The sequence below is a fragment of the Microbacterium sp. bgisy189 genome (assembly GCF_965345345.1).
Classification (GTDB): Bacteria; Actinomycetota; Actinomycetes; order Actinomycetales; family Microbacteriaceae; genus Microbacterium.
Window position 1 is genome coordinate 124,373 of record NZ_CBDRMZ010000005.1, and the last position, 17,180, is coordinate 141,552.

16 protein-coding genes are annotated in these 17,180 nt (G+C 69.4%); 9 read left to right on the forward strand and 7 right to left on the reverse strand.

Annotation, left to right across the window (positions count from 1 at the left end):
• Nucleotides 1-14: 14 nt before the first annotated feature.
• The 3 genes from ACSF8R_RS08640 to ACSF8R_RS08650 form a co-directional block, all read right to left on the reverse strand.
• Nucleotides 15-908, reverse strand: a complete 894-nt coding sequence (locus ACSF8R_RS08640; protein WP_434811461.1) for a carbohydrate ABC transporter permease — start codon at nt 906-908, stop codon at nt 15-17.
• The gene (locus tag ACSF8R_RS08645; protein WP_434811462.1) at nt 908-1,891 is read right to left on the reverse strand and encodes a carbohydrate ABC transporter permease; all 984 of its coding nucleotides are present in this window, start codon (nt 1,889-1,891) and stop codon (nt 908-910) included. Before ACSF8R_RS08645 ends, ACSF8R_RS08640 begins: the two co-directional genes overlap by 1 nt.
• Nucleotides 1,892-1,991: 100 nt before the next feature.
• Entirely contained in the window at nt 1,992-3,269 is a 1,278-nt protein-coding gene (locus ACSF8R_RS08650) for an ABC transporter substrate-binding protein (protein WP_434811463.1), read from the reverse strand.
• A gap of 298 nt (nt 3,270-3,567) precedes the next feature.
• On the opposite strand from ACSF8R_RS08650, the gene purS reads away from it, so the two are divergent.
• Both purS and purQ read left to right on the forward strand, forming a co-directional pair.
• On the forward strand, nt 3,568-3,813 hold the full coding sequence (gene purS / locus ACSF8R_RS08655; RefSeq protein WP_434811464.1) for a phosphoribosylformylglycinamidine synthase subunit PurS: 246 nt from the start codon (nt 3,568-3,570) through the stop codon (nt 3,811-3,813).
• Entirely contained in the window at nt 3,810-4,517 is a 708-nt protein-coding gene (purQ, locus tag ACSF8R_RS08660) for a phosphoribosylformylglycinamidine synthase subunit PurQ (RefSeq protein ID WP_434811465.1), read from the forward strand. The genes purS and purQ overlap by 4 nt, the downstream gene beginning before the upstream one ends.
• Before the next feature lie 84 nt (nt 4,518-4,601).
• On the opposite strand, the gene ACSF8R_RS08665 is transcribed toward purQ, so the two are convergent.
• Both ACSF8R_RS08665 and ACSF8R_RS08670 read right to left on the reverse strand, forming a co-directional pair.
• Complete coding sequence (locus ACSF8R_RS08665; protein ID WP_434811466.1) at nt 4,602-5,162, reverse strand: nucleotidyltransferase family protein; 561 nt, start codon at nt 5,160-5,162, stop codon at nt 4,602-4,604.
• Nucleotides 5,159-6,241 (reverse strand): XdhC family protein, encoded by a 1,083-nt coding sequence (locus ACSF8R_RS08670; RefSeq protein ID WP_434811467.1) that lies wholly within the window; start codon nt 6,239-6,241, stop codon nt 5,159-5,161. The genes ACSF8R_RS08665 and ACSF8R_RS08670 overlap by 4 nt, the downstream gene beginning before the upstream one ends.
• 118 nt (nt 6,242-6,359) lie before the next feature.
• Here ACSF8R_RS08670 and ACSF8R_RS08675 point away from each other — a divergent pair, with 118 nt between their 5' ends.
• The 6 genes from ACSF8R_RS08675 to ACSF8R_RS08700 all read left to right on the forward strand — a co-directional run bounded on the left by ACSF8R_RS08675 (nt 6,360) and on the right by ACSF8R_RS08700 (nt 13,571).
• Nucleotides 6,360-7,184, forward strand: a complete 825-nt coding sequence (locus tag ACSF8R_RS08675; protein WP_434811468.1) for an FAD binding domain-containing protein — start codon at nt 6,360-6,362, stop codon at nt 7,182-7,184.
• Entirely contained in the window at nt 7,181-9,925 is a 2,745-nt protein-coding gene (locus ACSF8R_RS08680; protein WP_434811469.1) for a molybdopterin-dependent oxidoreductase, read from the forward strand. Before ACSF8R_RS08675 ends, ACSF8R_RS08680 begins: the two co-directional genes overlap by 4 nt.
• A gap of 116 nt (nt 9,926-10,041) precedes the next feature.
• The gene (locus ACSF8R_RS08685; RefSeq protein WP_434811470.1) at nt 10,042-11,145 is read left to right on the forward strand and encodes an ABC transporter substrate-binding protein; all 1,104 of its coding nucleotides are present in this window, start codon (nt 10,042-10,044) and stop codon (nt 11,143-11,145) included.
• 7 nt (nt 11,146-11,152) lie between these two features.
• Nucleotides 11,153-11,974, forward strand: a complete 822-nt coding sequence (locus tag ACSF8R_RS08690; protein WP_434811471.1) for an ABC transporter ATP-binding protein — start codon at nt 11,153-11,155, stop codon at nt 11,972-11,974.
• Nucleotides 11,974-12,777: an ABC transporter permease gene (locus ACSF8R_RS08695; RefSeq protein ID WP_434811472.1), complete on the forward strand. Its 804-nt coding sequence runs from the start codon at nt 11,974-11,976 to the stop codon at nt 12,775-12,777. The genes ACSF8R_RS08690 and ACSF8R_RS08695 overlap by 1 nt, the downstream gene beginning before the upstream one ends.
• A complete protein-coding gene (locus ACSF8R_RS08700) occupies nt 12,777-13,571 on the forward strand; it encodes an ABC transporter permease (RefSeq protein WP_434811473.1) in 795 nt (264 codons plus the stop codon). The genes ACSF8R_RS08695 and ACSF8R_RS08700 overlap by 1 nt, the downstream gene beginning before the upstream one ends.
• Nucleotides 13,572-13,587: 16 nt before the next feature.
• Here ACSF8R_RS08700 and ACSF8R_RS08705 read toward each other — a convergent pair whose 3' ends face one another.
• Both ACSF8R_RS08705 and ACSF8R_RS08710 read right to left on the reverse strand, forming a co-directional pair.
• On the reverse strand, nt 13,588-15,054 hold the full coding sequence (locus ACSF8R_RS08705) for a D-alanyl-D-alanine carboxypeptidase family protein (protein WP_434811474.1): 1,467 nt from the start codon (nt 15,052-15,054) through the stop codon (nt 13,588-13,590).
• A gap of 66 nt (nt 15,055-15,120) precedes the next feature.
• Nucleotides 15,121-16,491 carry an amidohydrolase family protein gene (locus tag ACSF8R_RS08710; protein WP_434811475.1) on the reverse strand — a complete coding sequence of 457 codons (1,371 nt, stop codon included), beginning with the start codon at nt 16,489-16,491 and terminating at the stop codon, nt 15,121-15,123.
• Nucleotides 16,492-16,563: 72 nt separating this feature from the next.
• Here ACSF8R_RS08710 and ACSF8R_RS08715 point away from each other — a divergent pair, with 72 nt between their 5' ends.
• Complete coding sequence (locus ACSF8R_RS08715; protein ID WP_434811476.1) at nt 16,564-17,178, forward strand: TIGR00730 family Rossman fold protein; 615 nt, start codon at nt 16,564-16,566, stop codon at nt 17,176-17,178.
• Nucleotides 17,179-17,180 lie beyond the last annotated feature (2 nt).

Sequence of the window (17,180 nt, forward strand, 5' to 3'; positions counted from 1 at the left end):
GGCCCCAGCGAAGGTTATCCCTTGACGGCTCCGGCCATGATGCCGCTGACCAGCTGCTTGCCCGCGAACACGAACAGGATCAGCAGCGGAATGGTCGACAGCAGCACGCCAGCCAGCACGATCGAATAGTCCACGAAGTGGTTGGACTGCAGCAGCGACAGCGCCACCGGCAGGGTCGGGTCCTGCCGGTCGAGCACGATGAAGGGCCAGAAGAAGTTGTTCCACGCGGTCACGAAGGTGAACAGGCCCAGCATCGCCGCGGCGGGGCGGGCCGCGGGCATCCCGACCGTCCAGAAGGTGCGCAGCGAGTTCGCGCCGTCGACCCGGGCTGCCTCGATCAGCTCATCGGGCACCGACTGACGCAGATACTGCGTCATCCAGAACACCCCGAAGGCGCTGGTGAGCGACGGGATGATGATAGCGCCGATCTCGCCGGTCCATCCGAGGTCGGAGAACAGGATGTACAGCGGCACGACGCCCAGCTGCATGGGCACGGCCATCGTCGCGACCACGAACACCAGCAGCGGACCGCTGCCACGGAACCGCAGCTTGGCGAAGGCCCATCCGGCCAGGGTCGAGAACACGACCACCGAGAGCGCGATGAGTGCCGAGCTGTAGATGGAGTTCCACAACGCACGCCAGAAGTTGACCGCCGGGTCGCTGACCACGGTGGCGGCGTTCGCGAGGAAGTTGCCCCCGGGCCACCACGACATGTCGGGGTCGTTCAGCGTCGAGGCATCGCCGGAGCCGATCAAAAGGGACCAGTAGAACGGGAACAGTGAGCCGATGAGCACCATCACCAGCGCGAGGTAGACCCAGAACCCGGCTCGCCGGCCGCGGATGCGCACCGTGCGCGAACCGGTTGCCGGTCGTGCGGGGGGTGTGGTGGTGTCGGTTGCGGTGACCATCAGCGGCTCCCCTCGTCCCTGACGAGTGTGCGGGTGGCGACGAGGTTGATCAGCCCGATCACCAGGATGATGAGGAACAGGATCCACGCCAGCGCGGCGGCGCGACCGAAGTTCCATTCGCCCCAGCCGATGTTGTAGAGGAACAGGGTGATGGTCAGCCACTGCTGAGCCGAGCCGCCCTGGCCGGTGTTGTCGAACATGCGCGGCTCGTCGAAGATCTGCAGGCCGCCGATGGTCGAGGTGATGATGACGAAGATGAGCGTCGCCTTCAGCGACGGCAGCGTGATGCTGAAGAACTGGCGCATCGCGCCCGCGCCGTCGACGGTGGCCGCCTCGTAGTAGTCGCGGGGGATCGCCTGCATCGCGGCGAGCAGGATGAGGGTGTTGTAGCCGGTCCAGCGGAAGTTGACCATCGTGGCGATGGCGATGTGGCTCCAGAACGGGTCCTTGTGCCACGGGACCGCGATGCCGAACCAGTCGGTGAGCAGGTTGTTCACGAGACCGTGGTTGTCGCCGAACATGTTCGAGAAGATCAGCGCGACGGCGACCGGCGCCATCACGAACGGCACGAGCACGCTCATGCGCCAGAAGGTCTTGGCTCGGATGTTGCGGTCCAGCAGCACGGCGATGAACACGGCCGCGATCAGCTGGGGGACGCTGGAGAGCAGGAAGATGCTGAACGTGTTGCGCAGCGCCGTCCAGAACTGCGGATTCGCCAGGATCCATGCGTACTGGTCGAAGCCGACGAACTCACCGGAGTTGCGCACCAGGTCCCAGTTCTGAAACGAGATCGCGGCGGTGAACACGATCGGGAACAGCCCCACGATCGCGAACATGATGAAGAACGGTGAGATGTACAGGTAGGGCGAGACTTTCAGATCCCACTTGCTCAACCGCTGTGAGAACGACAGCACGCGTGCGGGTCGCGTGGGCGTCGGCGGCGCGGCGGGTCGGCCGGACGGACGGGTGTCGGTGGCTGTCACGAGAGTGCTCCGGGTCGGGTCGTACGGGCGGGCGAACGCCCGGGGGTGGTGCGCGCGGCGCAGTGGGCGCGCGCACCACCCGGTCGGGCGGTCGGTGTGGTCAGAGCGCTTCGACCTCGGCGACCCACGTGTTCCACGAGGTCTCGGCGTCTTCGAGGCCGTCGAACACCCGGTTCACCGCGTTCTGCAGACCGTCGTGGTACGTGAAGTAGTTCTCGTCCTTGTACGGCGCCACCGTCACGGCATCGGCCCGGCTGCTGAGGATCTCGCCGGTGGGCGCGTCGTTGAAGTAGGCGTTGGTCGCAGCGGCCAGTTCGTCACCCTCCAGCGCCTCGGTCTGGCTCGGGAAGGTGCCCGCGCTCTCGAACGCCTGCATCTGCTGTTCCGGCGCCGTGAGCCAGTCGGCGAGCGCGAGCGCCGCCTCGACGTTGTCGCCGTCGGCCGGCACCGTCAGGTACGAGCCGCCCCAGTTGCCGCCACCGCCCGGGAAGACGTCGGCGATGTCCCAACCGGCGACCTCCGGTGCGCCGCCCTCGATGACACCGAGCATCCATCCGGGGCAGAGCATCGCGGCGAACTCGCCACCGGCCATCGAGGCGAACCAGTCATCGCTCCACTGACCGGAGTATGCCGAGTTGGGGATGGCCCGCTCCACGACGAGTTCGTAGGCAGCCTGGATTTCGGGGTTGGTGGTCGCGATGACCGTACCGTCGGCTTCGGTGTAGGTGTACTCCATCTGGTTGACGATGCCCTGCAGCACCGAGTTGGCGGAGTCGATCATCGGCTGGCCGGTGGCCTCGCGGTATTGATCGGCCACGTCGAGGAAGTTGTCCCAGTCGCCGTCGAAGAGCGCCGCGACCTCGGCACGGTCGGACGGCAGCCCGGCCTCGGCGAACAGGTCGCTGCGGTAGCAGACGGCCTGCGGTCCGATGTCGGTGCCGAATCCGACGAGCCTGCCATCGGCGTCGGTCGCTGCCGCCTCCTTCCAATCCAGCCAGCGCCCCTTGACGGAGTCCGGGGCCTCGGCGAGCAGATCGCTGTACTGCATCGCCTCGGCGAACCAGTCGATCTCCACGGCCTCGACGTCGGCGAGACCGCCCTTGCCGAGCTTCTGGAAGTAGTTTGCGCGTGCGTCGCCCGACTCGGCGGCGCGGTTGTGCACGATCGTCACGTTCGGGTGGTCGTCCATGTACTGCTGCAACAACTCGTCGGTGTAGCCGAAGTCGTTGAACGTCGCCAGGGTGAGTTCGATGGGCTCGTCCGGATCGGCATCCGGCGTTGCGGCGGTGTCGCCGCCGCCGCAGGCCGACAGGGCGAGCGCGGAGACGGTGACGGCGCCGACGGCGAGGCCGGTTCGACGCAGGGCTCGGGTGTTCACAGGTCACTCCTTTGTGGTGTGGGCGGTGCAGGTGACCACGGTTGGTTCGCTGCCACACCCCTCGTGGGAGCGCTCTCATCGTGGTGGTGCCGACGCTACGGGAGCGCTCCCACGGTGTCAAGGGTGCACCGCCGCCACGTGGGTCACGCTTCGATCACGGCACTGGCACGTGCGGCACGCCGAACCCGTGATCGCGCCGGCAGCCGCCGCCGGGCGGACGGATTGCGGCGGCACCGGGCAGACGGTGCGCCGCGGCTAGACTGGACGCGAATCCCATCCGCGAGTCCCGGAGTCTTTCATGCCCACCATCGTCGTCGACGTCATGCCCAAGGCCGAGCTGCTGGATCCGCAGGGAAAGGCCGTCGCCGGAGCCCTGACCCGTCTCGGTCACGCCGGCATCGACGGTGTTCGCATCGGCAAGCGGTTCGAGCTCACGGTCGAGACCGCCGACGAGCAGACCCTCGCCGACGTCGAGAAGATCGCGGCCGAGATCCTCTCCAACTCGGTCATCGAAGACGTCGTCGGCATCGAGGTCGTCGAGTGACCGCGCGCGTCGGGGTCATCACCTTCCCCGGCTCGCTCGATGACGGCGACGCGCAGCGCGCCGTCCGCCTCGCGGGTGCCGAGCCGGTCGCGCTGTGGCACGGCTCGCACGACCTCGACGGTGTCGACGCGCTCGTGCTGCCCGGCGGGTTCAGCTACGGCGACTATCTGCGTGCGGGCGCCATCGCGGCCGTCGCGCCGATCATGACCGAAGTGAAGGATGCCGCATCCAAGGGCATGCCGATCCTCGGCATCTGCAACGGCTTCCAGATGCTCGTCGAGGCGCACCTGCTGCCGGGCGGTCTGATCCGAAACGCCCACCAGCAGTTCATCCGCCGCGACCAGCGCCTGCGCGTCGAGAACGCGTCGACGGCGTGGACGAACGGGTTCGACGAGGGCCAGGAGATCGTCATCCCGCTCAAGAACGGCGACGGCGGGTTCACCTGCTCCGCCGAGACCCTCGCACGCATCGAGGGCGAAGGCCTGGTCGCCTTCCGCTACCTCGGCGTCAACCCGAACGGGTCGCTCGACGACATCGCCGGCCTCACGAACGAGCGCGGCAACGTCGTCGGCCTCATGCCGCACCCCGAGCACGCAGTCGAACCCGGATTCGGTCCCGACACTGCCGAGGCCATGCGCTCCGGCGTCGACGGACTCACATTCTTCACGTCTGCCGTCGCGTCGCTCGCGGCATCCGTCGCCTGACCCGCGCTCGGCCCGCGAAAAACCACAGCCGACGCGACGCACCGCGCGTGCGGTGATTTCTCGCGCAGATCTGGTTTCTCGCGCTCAGGTGCCCGCTGGCCGGTCGATGTCGGCGCCGTGCCACAGGTCGGCGCACTCGAGGCTGCGCGCCCCGTGCGCCGCGAGGTAGTCGCCGGCACCGCGGTCGCCGCGCACGCTCGCCGCAACCGAGTGCCAGTGGGCACGCCCGATGAGCACCGGGTGCCCGGGCGCGCCCAGGTAGACGGCGCGCGCGAGGGATGCCGCCGTCGCACCGGCCGCGACCCTGGCGACCACCGCGGCCGGCAGGTCGGGGGTGTCGACCGGCACGATCACCGCCGCGTCGGCGTCGGTCGCGTCTGCGGCACGCAGCGCTTCTCGCAGCGACTCCGCCATGCCGTCGCGCCAGCGCGGCACCTCGACGACGTCGGCGCGTGCCGGCACCAGTCTGCTCGCGCGGTCGCGCTCGGCGCCGAGTGCGACGAGGACCGGATCGCATCCTGCGCCGCGCAGCGCGGCGACCGCCCGGTGCAGCCATGGCGTGCCGTCGTCGCAGCTGACGAGCGCCTTCGGCAGCCCGTAGCGGGTGCCCGCCCCCGCGGCGAGCACGATCCCGACAGTGGTCACGACGGTGCGACCCCGCACGCGACGCCAGGTGCCGCAGCGACCGTCAGACCGGCGTGGTTGCCGTGGATCGGACCGGTCCGCTCCCGCAATGGCGAGCCGCTCCCGCCGCGCAGCACCGCCACGATCTCGGCGAGGATCGACAGCGCGGTCTCGTCGGGGGTGTGGCCGCCCAAATCGAGCCCGATGGGCGAGCGCAGCCGCTCCAGATCTCGCGACGCGACACCGGCCCGCGCCAGCCTCGAACGCCGATCGGCATCGGTCGACCGCGACCCCATCGCCCCGACGTAGCCGGCGGCGGAGCCCAGGGCGACCGTCAGCGCGGGCTCGTCGAGCTTGGCATCGTGACTGAGCACGCACACCGCGGTCCGCCCGTCCAGCTCAGCCCCGCGCAGGTAGGCGTCGGGCCACGCGGCGACGAGTTCGGCGCCGGCGAACCGGTCGGGCGTGAGGAACGCGGTACGCGGGTCGACGACGGTGACGCGACGCCCGGTCGCGATCGCGAGCCGGCTGAGCGCGACGGCGAACTCGACGGCTCCGACGATGATCAGTCGCGGCGGCGAGCCGACCCCGACGCGCAGCACCCGCTCGGGCGGGCGGTCGCGCTCGTGCAGCACCTCGACCACGGCGGCATCGGGTACGCCGGGGTCTGCCGTCACGACGACGGGGCGACGCGAGGTGCCCGCCTCCAGCGGCAGCGTGAGCGTCGCGGGCATGCCTGCCCGCTCGCGCCCTTCGAGTAGGCAGAGGGCCCCGGCCAGGTCGCCGTCGGGCTCGACGAGCTGCACGACGACCTCGATCGATCCGCCGCACATGAGCCCGACTTCGAACACCGCATCACCCGCGATGCCGAAGTGCAGTGCACGGACTGCGCCGTCGTCGAGGCACTCCAGCGCCGCGGCCGCGACGGCGGATTCGACGCAACCGCCCGAGACGTTGCCGGCGATGCGACCTTCACCGTCGACGATCATCGCCGCGCCCACTCCGCGGGGCGCGCTGCCTGCGACGTCGACCACCGTCGCGAGCGCGAACGGCCGCCGCTCCCGCACCCAGTCGGCCGCGATCGACAGCACCTCTCTCATGCGGCAACGCTAAACACGTCGTGTTGCCGCCCTGTTGCCGCCGCGTGAAACACCGTCGAAACTCACGTCTGTTTCACTCAGACCTCTCGCCGGCACCCGACCGGCGAACGGAGGCGACATGGACATCACATCGGTGACCGCGTACCGCGTCGCCAGGACGCGCGACGACCTCGCGCTCGCCCACGGAGAGACGTTCTTGGCGGGCGGTTCATGGTTGATGAGCCAGCCACAGCCGCACGTCTCGGGCTTCGTCGACCTGACCGGCCTCGGTTGGGACGAGGTGCACGCCGACGAGACGGGCCTGCGCATCGGTGCAACCTGCACGATCGCCCGCCTGGTGGCCGGAGCCGAGCGTCTGCTGTCGTTCCGGCCGGAGTGGCAGGCTTTGCGCATCGTTCCGGATGCCGCGAACGCCCTCCTCGGGTCGTTCAAGATCTGGAACACCGCGACCGTCGGCGGCAACATCTGTCGAGGGTTCGCGGCGGGCGCCATGACGACGCTGGCCGTCGCGCTCGACGCGGTGGCGGAGGTATGGATGCCGGACGGCACCGCGTATCGGCTGCCGGTGGCAGATGTCGTGACCGGGAATGGCACCACGATGCTCGGCCGCGGAGAAGTGCTCCGCGCGGTGCACGTGCCGGCGGCAGCCCTCCGTGCCCGCGCGGCCCTTCGCAAGATCGCCCTCGCCGAGCACGGCCGGTCGGGAGCGGTCGTCACCGGGCGGGTCCACCCGGGCGGGTCCTCAGTCTTCACGGTCACCGCCGCGACCGAGGCACCCACGGTGCTCCGCTTCGCATCGACGCCGACACCGGCCGTCCTCGATACGGCCGTCGCCGCGGCACCGAGGTACTACTCGGACCCGCTCGGCGCTGCTGACTGGCGGCGCGGCGTCTCGCGTGTGCTGGCCGCCCGGGTGCTTGCCGACCTCGTGGAGGCCGCATGAGGTTCGATGTCGACGGCATCGCGCATGATGCCGAGCCGCGTCCAGGTCAGTGCCTGCGCACCCTGCTCCGGGAAGTCGGGCAAACCGCGGTGAAGAAGGGGTGCGATGCCGGCGACTGCGGGGCGTGCACCGTCTTGCTCGATGGCACACCCGTGCACTCGTGTCTCGTACCGGCTGGGCGCGTCGAAGGCCGACACGTCACGTCGGCGGCGGGCCTGGCGCCGGGGGACGAACTGCATCCCGTGCAGGAAGCCCTCGCGACCGGCTTCGGGTTCCAATGCGGGTTCTGCACACCGGGACTGTCGGTGACCGCATCGACCCTGTGCGCCGAGGACCTCGATGACCTGGATCGTCGACTGAAAGGCAACCTGTGTCGCTGCACGGGCTATCGCCCGATCCGCGAGGCGGTTCGGGCGGCCGTTCTCGGTCCCGTCCGGCAGACCGGGACCAGCGAGCCGGCGGGCCGCACCGTCGGGCGGTCGGTCGCGCCAGAGGCCGCGCGACGGATCGTACAGGGACGTGAGCCGTTCACGTTCGATCTCGAACCCACCCATCCCGCGGAGGGCGCCCTCGTGCTGCGGGTCGTCGCGAGCCCGCACGCCCACGCCCGAATCCGGTCGATCGACGCGAGTGCTGCCCGCGCCCTGCCGGGCGTTGTCGACGTGTTCACGCACGAGGACGCACCGCCGCTGCGGTACTCCACCGCGCGCCACGAGCACCGCGAGGACGACCCCGACGACACCCGCCTGCTCGACGATGTCGTCCGACACATCGGGCAGCGGGTTGCGGCCGTCGTCGCCGACACGGCCGAGATCGCCGATGCTGCGTGTCGACTGATCACGATCGACTACGACGTCCTGCCGGCGGTGTTCGATCCCGAGGCTGCCCGGTGCCCGGGCGCCCCCGTCATCCACCCCGATCGCACGACCGACGACCGTGTCGACGACGCCGACCGCAACGTGATCCTCAGCATCGACGAAGGCTCCGAATCGGCGCTCGAACACGCCCTCAGCGACAGCGCCGTCGTCGTGGAGGGCACCTGGCAGACCTCGCGCGTCTCGCACGCCCAACTCGAAACCCACGGATCGGTGGGGTGGCTCGACGACGACGGTAGGCTCGTCATCCGCTCGTCGACACAGGTGCCGTTCCTCACCCGCGACGAACTCGCCCGTCTGTTCGACCTCGCGCCCGAGCGGGTGCGCGTGCACACCGCCCGCCTCGGCGGCGGGTTCGGCGGCAAACAGGAGATCTTCACAGAAGACCTCGTCGCGCTCGCCGTGCTGCGAACCGGTCGCCCCGTCGCGTACGAGTTCACACGCACCGACCAGTTCCAGCGCGCCTCGGTGCGGCATCCCATGCGCATCGGCGTGCGCCTCGGCGCCGACGGCGACGGCCGGCTCACGGCACTCGCGCTGGACGTGCTCAGCGACACGGGCGCGTACGGCAACCACTCCCGAGGCGTGCTGTTCCACGCATTGGCCGAATCGACATCGGTGTACCGCGTACCGGTTCGGCGCACGACGGCAGAGGTCGTCTACACGAACAACATCCCCTCCGGCGCGTTCCGCGGCTACGGCCTCGGGCAGGTCGTGCTCGCGGTCGAATCCGCGATGGACATGCTCGCCGAGCGTCTGGGCATCGACCCGTTCGAACTGCGCCGGCGCAACGTCGTCGGGCCCACCGACCCGCACGCGCACGACGACCTCGTGTGGGGCAGCTACGGCCTCGACCAGTGTCTCGATCTCGCGCAGACCGCGCTCGAGCGGGACCGCGATGCACCGGGCGCGCCGGACGGGTGGCTCGTCGGCGAAGGCATGGCGCTCGCGATGATCGCGACGATGGCCCCGTTCGGTCACTTCGCGAAGACGTCGGCGACACTCCGCGCCGACGGCACCGTGCTGCTGCGCACCGGCACCGCCGAATTCGGCAACGGCACGACCACGGTGCTGCGCCAGATCGCGGTGACCGACCTCGCCGTGCCGTTCGAACGGCTCGAGCTCTGGCACGGTGACACGGATGCCGTCGCCCACGACACCGGTGCCTTCGCGTCGGCGGGCATCACGGTCGCTGGCAAAGCCCTGCACGCCGCGTGCCTCGCGCTGGCGGAGCGGATGCGACGCACCGCGGCCGAACTGCACGGCACCGACCCCGCCGATGCGGTCTTGACCCCGGACGGGGTGCGCACCCCGACCGGCACCGTCACCCACGCCGAGATCGTCGCAGCCTCGGCGGATTCGACCGGCGATGGACTCACCGCCACGGGCAGCGAGACCGGCGCGCAGCGCTCGCTCGCCTTCAACGTGCACGCGGTGCGGGTGGCCGTCGACCCGGAGACGGGGAGCGTCCGCATCCTGCAGTCGGTGCAGGCGGCGGATGCCGGTGTCGTGCTCAATCCGGCGCAGTGCCGCGGGCAGATCGAGGGCGGTGTCGCGCAGGGCATCGGCAGCGCGCTCTACGAAGAAGTGCTCGTCGATGGCGACGGAAGGGTCGAGAATCCCGTGTTCCGGCTGTACCGGGTGCCGCAGATCGGCGACATCCCCGACACCGAGGTGTACTTCGCCGACACCGATGACAGTCTCGGCCCGTTCGGCGCGAAGTCGATGAGCGAGTCGCCGTACAACCCCGTGGCGCCGGCGATCGGCAATGCGATCGCCCGCGCGCTCGGCACTCGGCCCTACATGCAGCCCTTCACTCGCGACCGCGTCTGGCGCCTCGCGCAGGCACTGCCCGCAGCCGGGTGAGCCGCCGCTGCGACGAGCACCCGAAACCGGTAACAGTCGTCGCTCCGACGCGAAACGGATTGGAAACGTGGCGTGGATACGTTCGATCAGCACCTTTCGCCCGGTAAGGAGACCCGATGCTTCACACCCACAGCCGTCGCGCACGTCGCGCAGCCACTCTGCTCGCGACTGCCGCAGCCGCAGCCCTCGCCCTGTCCGCCTGCGCGTCGTCCAGCAGCGAGCCGGCGGCATCCGGCAGCCCGGACGAAGCCGCCTCGTACGGCGAGATCAGCGTGCAGTACTCCTGGATCAAGAACGAGGAGTTCGCCGGTGAGTTCTACGCGTACGACGAGGGCTACTACGACGAGGCCGGCTTCGACGACGTGATCGGCATCGCCGGTCCCGACACCGGTGTCGCCAAGCTGCTGTCGGGCACCGTGCAGGTCGCCCTCACTGACGCCGCTTCGGTCGGCGCCGCAGTCGCTGAGCAGGACGCGCCGCTGAAGATCGTCGCGACCACGTTCCAGAAGAACCCGTTCACGATCCTCTCGCTCGCCGACGGCGGGAACATCGCGACCCCTCAGGACCTCATCGGCAAGAAGATCGGCGTGCAGGACTCGAACGCTTCGGTGTTCGCGGCGCTGCTCAACGCCAACGGCATCGACGCGTCCGAGGTCGAGATCGTGCCGGTCGACTTCGACCCGACCCCGCTCATGGAGGGCCAGGTCGACGGCTTCATGGCCTACCTGACCAACGAGGCGATCACGGTCGAGATGGCCGGCCACGAGGTGACCAACCTCGCCTATGCCGACAACGGCCTGCCCTATGTGGCCGAGTCGTTCGCCGTCACCGACCAGTACCTGGCGGAGAACCCCGAACTGATCAAGGCGTTCCTCATCGCCGAGATCAAGGGCTGGACGCACACGTTCACCGAACCGATCGACGACACGGTCGCGAAGGTGATCGAGCACTACAACGCGTCGGCTGCCGCCGGAGACCTCACCTTCGGCGATCTCGACCCGGCAAAGACCGCGGCGGGCATCGAGGCGCAGGCGCTGCTGATCTCGACCGAAGAGACCGAGGCCAACGGCCTGTTCACCATCTCGGACGAGCTCAAGGAGCAGACCCTCGCGTCGCTGTCGGCGTCGGGTTGGGACCTCGAGGCCGACCAGCTGTTCGACACGACGATCATCGACGAGATCTACGCCGAGAACCCCGACCTGCTGGACTACCTGCCCTAACGGATTCATGTCGAACTCGACCCACACGGATGCCGGTGCCCTCACGGGCACCGGCATCCACATCAGCTCCCTCTCGAAGACCTTTGCGCTGCGCGGCGGCAAGTCGCTCACGGCGCTGCAAGACACCGACCTGCACACCGACAAGGGCTCGTTCCTAGCGCTGCTGGGCCCATCGGGCTGCGGCAAGTCGACGATCCTGCGCATCCTCGCCGCTCTCGAGCACCCCTCCTCGGGCACCGCGCTGGTCGATGGCGAGACGCCCGACCAGCTGCGCAGCAAGAGCGAGCTCGGCATCGCCTTTCAAGACCACGCACTGCTGCCGTGGCGCAGCGTCCGCAAGAACATCGAACTGCCCTTCGAAGTCGCCCGGCGCCCCGTCGACCACGACTATGTCGACGAACTGATCTCGCTCGTCGGCCTCAAGGATTTCGCGAACGCCAAGCCGTCGCAGCTGTCAGGCGGCATGCGACAGCGGGCATCGATCGCCCGGGCACTCGTGCTGAAGCCGTCGGTGCTGCTGCTGGACGAACCATTCGGTGCGCTCGATGACATGACGCGCCAGAACCTCAACCTCGAACTGCTGCGCATCTGGACCGAGAAGCCGGCGACGACCCTGCTGGTGACGCACGGCATCAGCGAGGCGATCTTCCTCGCCGACCGGGTGGCCGTCATGTCACCGCGGCCGGGCCGGATCAAGGCGATCCTCGAGATCGACCTGCCGCGCCCTCGCACGCCCGACATGATGCGCACGCCCGAGTTCCACGCCTACGTCGATCAGGCGTCCGAGCTGCTGTTCGGCTCGGACGGGCGGGCAGAAGCGGAGGCCTGATGAACAGCCTGCGGATGCCGGGCTGGATGGCAGGCGTGCTCGGCGGGGTCGTGCTCGTCGTCGCATGGTGGCTGTTCGCGCTCACCTTCACGCCCGCCGAGGGCACCACGTTCACACCCGTGCCGACGCCCTTCGCGGTCTTCGACTGGCTGTTCCTGCAGGGCAACGTCGCCGGGGCGTGGAACGTGTTCGCGCCCACCCTCACCGCGGCCGGCATCGGCTACCTGTGGGGCAACGGCATCGCCCTCGTGCTGGCAGCGGTCGTGCTGTTGGTTCCTCGCGCGGAGACGGTCATCACACAGATCGCGGTGGTGAGCTACTGCCTCCCCATCGTCGCCGTCGGCGGCATCTCGATCGTCGTCATCGGCGGCGCCAAGAACCCCGGCGACCCGTCGGCGACGGCGATCTTCCTCGCGGCGCTCGTGTGCGTGTTCACGACCGTGGTCGGCTCGATTCTGGGCTTCAAGTCGGCCGACAGGGCCGCGCTCGATGTCGTGCGGGTCTTCGGCGGCGGCGGCTGGACGCAGCTGACGAAGGTACGACTGATCGCGGCGCTGCCGGCAATCCTCAACGCGCTGCAGATCGCGGTGCCGACGGCGTTCCTCGGCGCGGTCCTCGGCGAGTACCTCGGTGCGATCACCGCCGGCGTGGGGCCCACGCTCATTCGCCTGCAGGGGCAGCTCGATTCTGCCGGCGTGTGGTCGGTGTTCCTGCTGTGCGCCGTGTTCGCCCTCGTCGCCTACGGGGTCGTCGGCCTGCTCATCCGTCTGGTCACGCCCTGGGTGGCGGGAAGGGCCGCCTGATGCTGCGCCGCGCACTCGGCCGTTCGCTCGGCAACGCCGGCATCACGCTCGTGGTGCTCCTGCTGCTGTGGCAGGCGATCGTCAGCTTCGCCGGCATCCCGTCGTTCGTCGCCAAGGGTCCCCTCGACGTCTGGGAGTTCCTGTTCGCAGGCGAGGATGCCGCGGCGCACCGCGATCAACTCATGCCACTGCTCGGGCAGACCCTGGTCGATTCGGTGACCGGGTTCGTCGTCGGAATGGCCGTCGCGATCGTGTTGGCGATCCTGTTCAGCCTGTCGAAGGCGATCGAGGCGGGGGTCATGCCGCTCGTGCTGTTGCTGCGCACGATCCCACTGGTTTCAATCGCCCCCGTGATCCTGTTGATCACCGGCCGCGGCACGCCCGCATCGGTCGCGGTGATCGGCACCGTCGTCGTGCTCTTCCCGGCGCTCGCGAACGTCCTGTTCGGCCTGAGCCGTGCGAGTCGTCAGAGCCTCGACGTCGTGCATGTGTTCGGCGGCGGGCGACTCACCGCGCTGCGCAAAGTGAACCTGCCCGGCGCGCTGCCGTCGGTGTTCGCCGCCGCGCGGGTCTCGGTGCCGAGCGCGGTGACGGGCGCACTGCTGGCCGAATGGCTGTCGACGGGGCTCGGGATCGGCGGCGCCATCCTCAAGTTCAACGCGCAGGCGCAGTTCGCCCAGTTGTGGTCCTCGATCGCCCTCATCACGGTGATCACACTCGTCCTCTACAACGTCGTGCAGATCCTCGAGAACCTCGTGCTCGCCCGCATGGGGATGGTGAACGGAGTCGCCTGAGTGCGGGCCGCGCGGTTCAGCGCGCGGCGTCGAGCAGTTCCTGCGGGTGCTGCAGACGCCATTCGTCGGTGGGCGGGTCGATCGTGCCGTCGACTTCGATGGGCACGGTGATCGTTTCAGGGCCTGCCGTCCAGGTGATGCTGCCGACCTGTTCACCGTCGATCCACGCGGTCGGCTCGCCGGCGTCGAGGCGCACCTCGATGGGGGTGTCGCCCCACACGAGCAGCGACGCGTCCTCGCTGATGATCACATCGACGCTGTCGCCCCACTCGGTCGTGTAGGTCGTGAGCGTGTCGCCGCGCTGCGCCAGCGCGACGGTGCCGAAGCCGCCGCGGATGCTCTCCAGCGTGTCCAGGACACCGGCCGAGACCGCGCCGCGGCTCTGCCCGCCGAGCACGACACCGACGATCTGCAGGGGCGTCTCGGTGCCGACGTCCATCGTCGCCGAGTAAAGGAGGTTCGAGCCGCTGCCCGAGAGGGTACCGGTCTTCAGGCCGGTGATGCCGTCGACACCGAGCAGGTCGTTCGTGTTGATCAGGGAGGTGCCGTCGGCCGCTTCGAACGACGGCATCGCGACGATGGCGGCGATCGCGGGATCCGCCGATGCCAGCCTGCCGACCTCGAGCAGATCGGTCGGAGTGCTCGTGTTGCGGGGATCGATCCCGGTCGCCTCGACGACGCGCGTGTCCGTGAGACCGTGCTCGTCGAGCCAGGCTCGCGCAGCGCGGGTGAAGCCGGCATCCGACCCGAACGCCCACCGGGCGAGCGCCGTCGCGTAGTTGCTCGCCGAGGGGATCAGCATGGTTGCGAGCGCATCGCGTTGCGACATGCTGGTGCCGCGCGGCATCGGCGCGATTGTCGCATCGCGCACGTAGTAGTAGTCGTAGAGCGCTCGGTCGGCGGGGCCGAAGACGATCGTCGGGCCGTCTTCGTTCTGCTCCAGCGGGTACGCGTCGAGCACGACGAGCGCGGTGATGAGTTTCGTGATGCTCGCCATCGGGCGCGCGTCGTCTCCCCCGCTGGCAAGCCAGGTCTGGTCGCCCGAGGTGGCCAGGTAATCCTCGGCGCCCGACACCGAGATCGCGGCCGAGCCCGAGCGTGGGAACGACACGTCTGCGGCGAAGCCCACGGGGGCGGTCGGGGCGACTGCGGCCGGTCCCGTCGGTGCGGGCAGCGGGGCGTTCAGTGCCCAGGCGACGTAGCCGCCCGCGGCCGCGGCGAGCACGACAAGGGGGATGCCGATGCCCAGCGCAGCGCGTCGGATGCGGCGGCGTCGCACCGCGGGATCGACGGGTGCGCGCGGCGCGCGGGGCGGTCGCTGCGGCGACTGCGGCGCTGCCAGGTCTGCGGCGGGCGGCGCCACCGCGATGACCTGCCCGGCACGGTCGTAGTGGTGCTCGTCACGGATGAGCACCTCGAAGTCGGCGAGCGCGTCGACCTCGTCATCGACGCGTCCGGACTCGGGTGCGCGGTCGTGCTGCATCGTGGACCCCCTGCCGATCGGTGCGGTTCCATCCTGCCCGAACCGGGCGGGATCACCGGAACCCGATCAGTGCGGGTGACCCCGCAACGGCACCACGGATGCCGGCAGCTCGTGCACTTTCGCCGAGGCCTCGACCGCGAGCGGATTCACCGACACACCCGACTCGTCGACCAGACGTCCGCCGACGTAGACCTGCTTCAGGTTTCGCGGGCTCATCGCGAGTACGTAACTGCGCACCGGGTGCCACAGCGGACCGACGTCGGGATGCCGCGGGTCGACGACCACGAAGTCGGCGAACTTGCCGACTTCGAGGCTGCCGACCCGATCGTCGACGCCCATGATCTCGGCGCCGCCCAGCGTGTGCAGGCGCAGCATCAACTCCGGCGTCATCGAGAGTGGATCCTTCGTGCGGGCCCGCTGCGCGTAGATGCCGATGCGCATGTTCTGCCAGGGATCGGCGACGTCGGTGCACGCCTGGTCATCGAGCCCGACGCCGACCTTCATACCCATCTCGAGCATCTCGGGCACGAGCGCGATGCCCGACGCGAGCCGGCCGTTCGAGGCCGGCTGCCATGACATCGATGCCCCGCCTGCGACGGACTGCTCGATGATCTCGGGCGTGGTCTGGATGAAGTGCCCGAACATGAGCCCGAGGCCGAGCGCGCCGGCATCGCGGTACAGCGCGAACTTCGACTGCTGGTGCTCGATCGCCTCGGGCGACTCGAGGAAATGGGCCTGGTTGGTGACGCCGTAGCGACGCATCGCCTCGACCTCGAGCTCGGCGGCTTCGGGCCTGGGCGACCACTGCACCTGGCCCATGATGGAGGCGCCGAGGGCGAGGCTCGGGTCCATCGCCCTCGTGTGCGCGACCTCGGCGGCGAACCGCTCGAGAATCTCGTCATCGGTGCCGACGGTGACGTCCAAGCCGCTCGCGTCGACGAACCGGATGCCGGCGTCGAGGCAGCCGTCGGCCTGCCGGAAGTGATATTCCAGTTCGCGCATACCCGCAGTACCGGTGCGCTTGCCGTCGACCATCGACTCCCACGCCTGCAGTGGGTCGGTGAAGTTGTACGCAGTCGTGACGCCGTGGGAGAGGAAGTCGAGACTGCCGTGGAGGGTCGACCAGTACAGCTGCTCGGCGCTCATGTGAGCCGTGGTGCCGAGCATCGAGTCGCACCAGCCGTAGAGCGTGTCGTTGACGCCCAGGCCGCGCAGCCCCGAGGTGAACAGGTGCGAATGGCTCGAGACGAATCCGGGCGCCACGAACATCCCCGACGCGTCGAGCGTCTCGTCGGCCGTCACTGCGGGCGTGCCCGACCCGATCGCGGCGATGCGTCCGTCGTCGCCGACCAGCATCCAGCCGTCTTCGACGAAGCCGGGATCGGCCGTGCCGGCGGGCACCGTGATGAGGTGGGCGTGGGTGACGAGCAGGGTCATGTGCTCGACGGTAGACCCACGTTGTTTCCGCCCTGTCACACTGGGGAAACACGCCGAATCTACCGTCGGTCCATGGGTACCGCGCCGCATCGATTCACCGTCACCGTCTTCTGCGGGTCTGCGCCGGGAGCCGATCCGCTCTACGCAGACGCGGCCCGCGCCGTGGGCGAAGCGATCGCGTCGCACGGGATGAACCTCGTCTTCGGCGGCGGACATGTCGGGCTGATGGGCGAGGTCGCCGATGCCGCGATGAAGGCGGGCGCGCATGTGACGGGCGTCATCCCGCACGCGCTGCGGGTGCGCGAGGACATCCATGGTGAGCTCAGCGAATTGATCGTGGTCGACACGATGCACGAGCGCAAGACGATCATGAGCGAGCGCGCCGACGCGTTCCTCGCCTTGCCCGGCGGGCCCGGCACACTCGAGGAGCTCACTGAGCAGTGGACGTGGGCGCAGCTCGGCATCCACGAGAAGCCCGTCGGTCTGCTCAACGTCGACGGCTACTACGACCCGTTCCTGGCGCTCGTGGCCAACATGCGCGATCGCAGCTTCACCCACCCGCGGTACACCGACATGCTCGTCGTCGCCGACGAGGTCGATGCCGCACTTACTGCTCTGCAGGACTACACGCCACCGGCGCGCGGGGTGGTCTCGCCGGGCGCCGAGATGTCGGCGCTGCGCCCCTGATC

Excerpts from the sequence above, each read along its gene's own strand:
- ACSF8R_RS08640 (WP_434811461.1), bottom strand. The coding sequence starts at position 908 with ATGGTCACCGCAACCGACACCACCACACCCCCCGCACGACCGGCAACC.
- purS (WP_434811464.1), top strand. The coding sequence starts at position 3,568 with ATGCCCACCATCGTCGTCGACGTCATGCCCAAGGCCGAGCTGCTGGAT.
- ACSF8R_RS08670 (WP_434811467.1), bottom strand. The coding sequence starts at position 6,241 with ATGAGAGAGGTGCTGTCGATCGCGGCCGACTGGGTGCGGGAGCGGCGG.
- ACSF8R_RS08675 (WP_434811468.1), top strand. The coding sequence starts at position 6,360 with ATGGACATCACATCGGTGACCGCGTACCGCGTCGCCAGGACGCGCGAC.
- ACSF8R_RS08680 (WP_434811469.1), top strand. The coding sequence starts at position 7,181 with ATGAGGTTCGATGTCGACGGCATCGCGCATGATGCCGAGCCGCGTCCA.
- ACSF8R_RS08685 (WP_434811470.1), top strand. The coding sequence starts at position 10,042 with ATGCTTCACACCCACAGCCGTCGCGCACGTCGCGCAGCCACTCTGCTC.
- ACSF8R_RS08690 (WP_434811471.1), top strand. The coding sequence starts at position 11,153 with ATGTCGAACTCGACCCACACGGATGCCGGTGCCCTCACGGGCACCGGC.
- ACSF8R_RS08695 (WP_434811472.1), top strand. The coding sequence starts at position 11,974 with ATGAACAGCCTGCGGATGCCGGGCTGGATGGCAGGCGTGCTCGGCGGG.
- ACSF8R_RS08700 (WP_434811473.1), top strand. The coding sequence starts at position 12,777 with ATGCTGCGCCGCGCACTCGGCCGTTCGCTCGGCAACGCCGGCATCACG.
- ACSF8R_RS08705 (WP_434811474.1), bottom strand. The coding sequence starts at position 15,054 with ATGCAGCACGACCGCGCACCCGAGTCCGGACGCGTCGATGACGAGGTC.
- ACSF8R_RS08710 (WP_434811475.1), bottom strand. The coding sequence starts at position 16,491 with ATGACCCTGCTCGTCACCCACGCCCACCTCATCACGGTGCCCGCCGGC.
- ACSF8R_RS08715 (WP_434811476.1), top strand. The coding sequence starts at position 16,564 with ATGGGTACCGCGCCGCATCGATTCACCGTCACCGTCTTCTGCGGGTCT.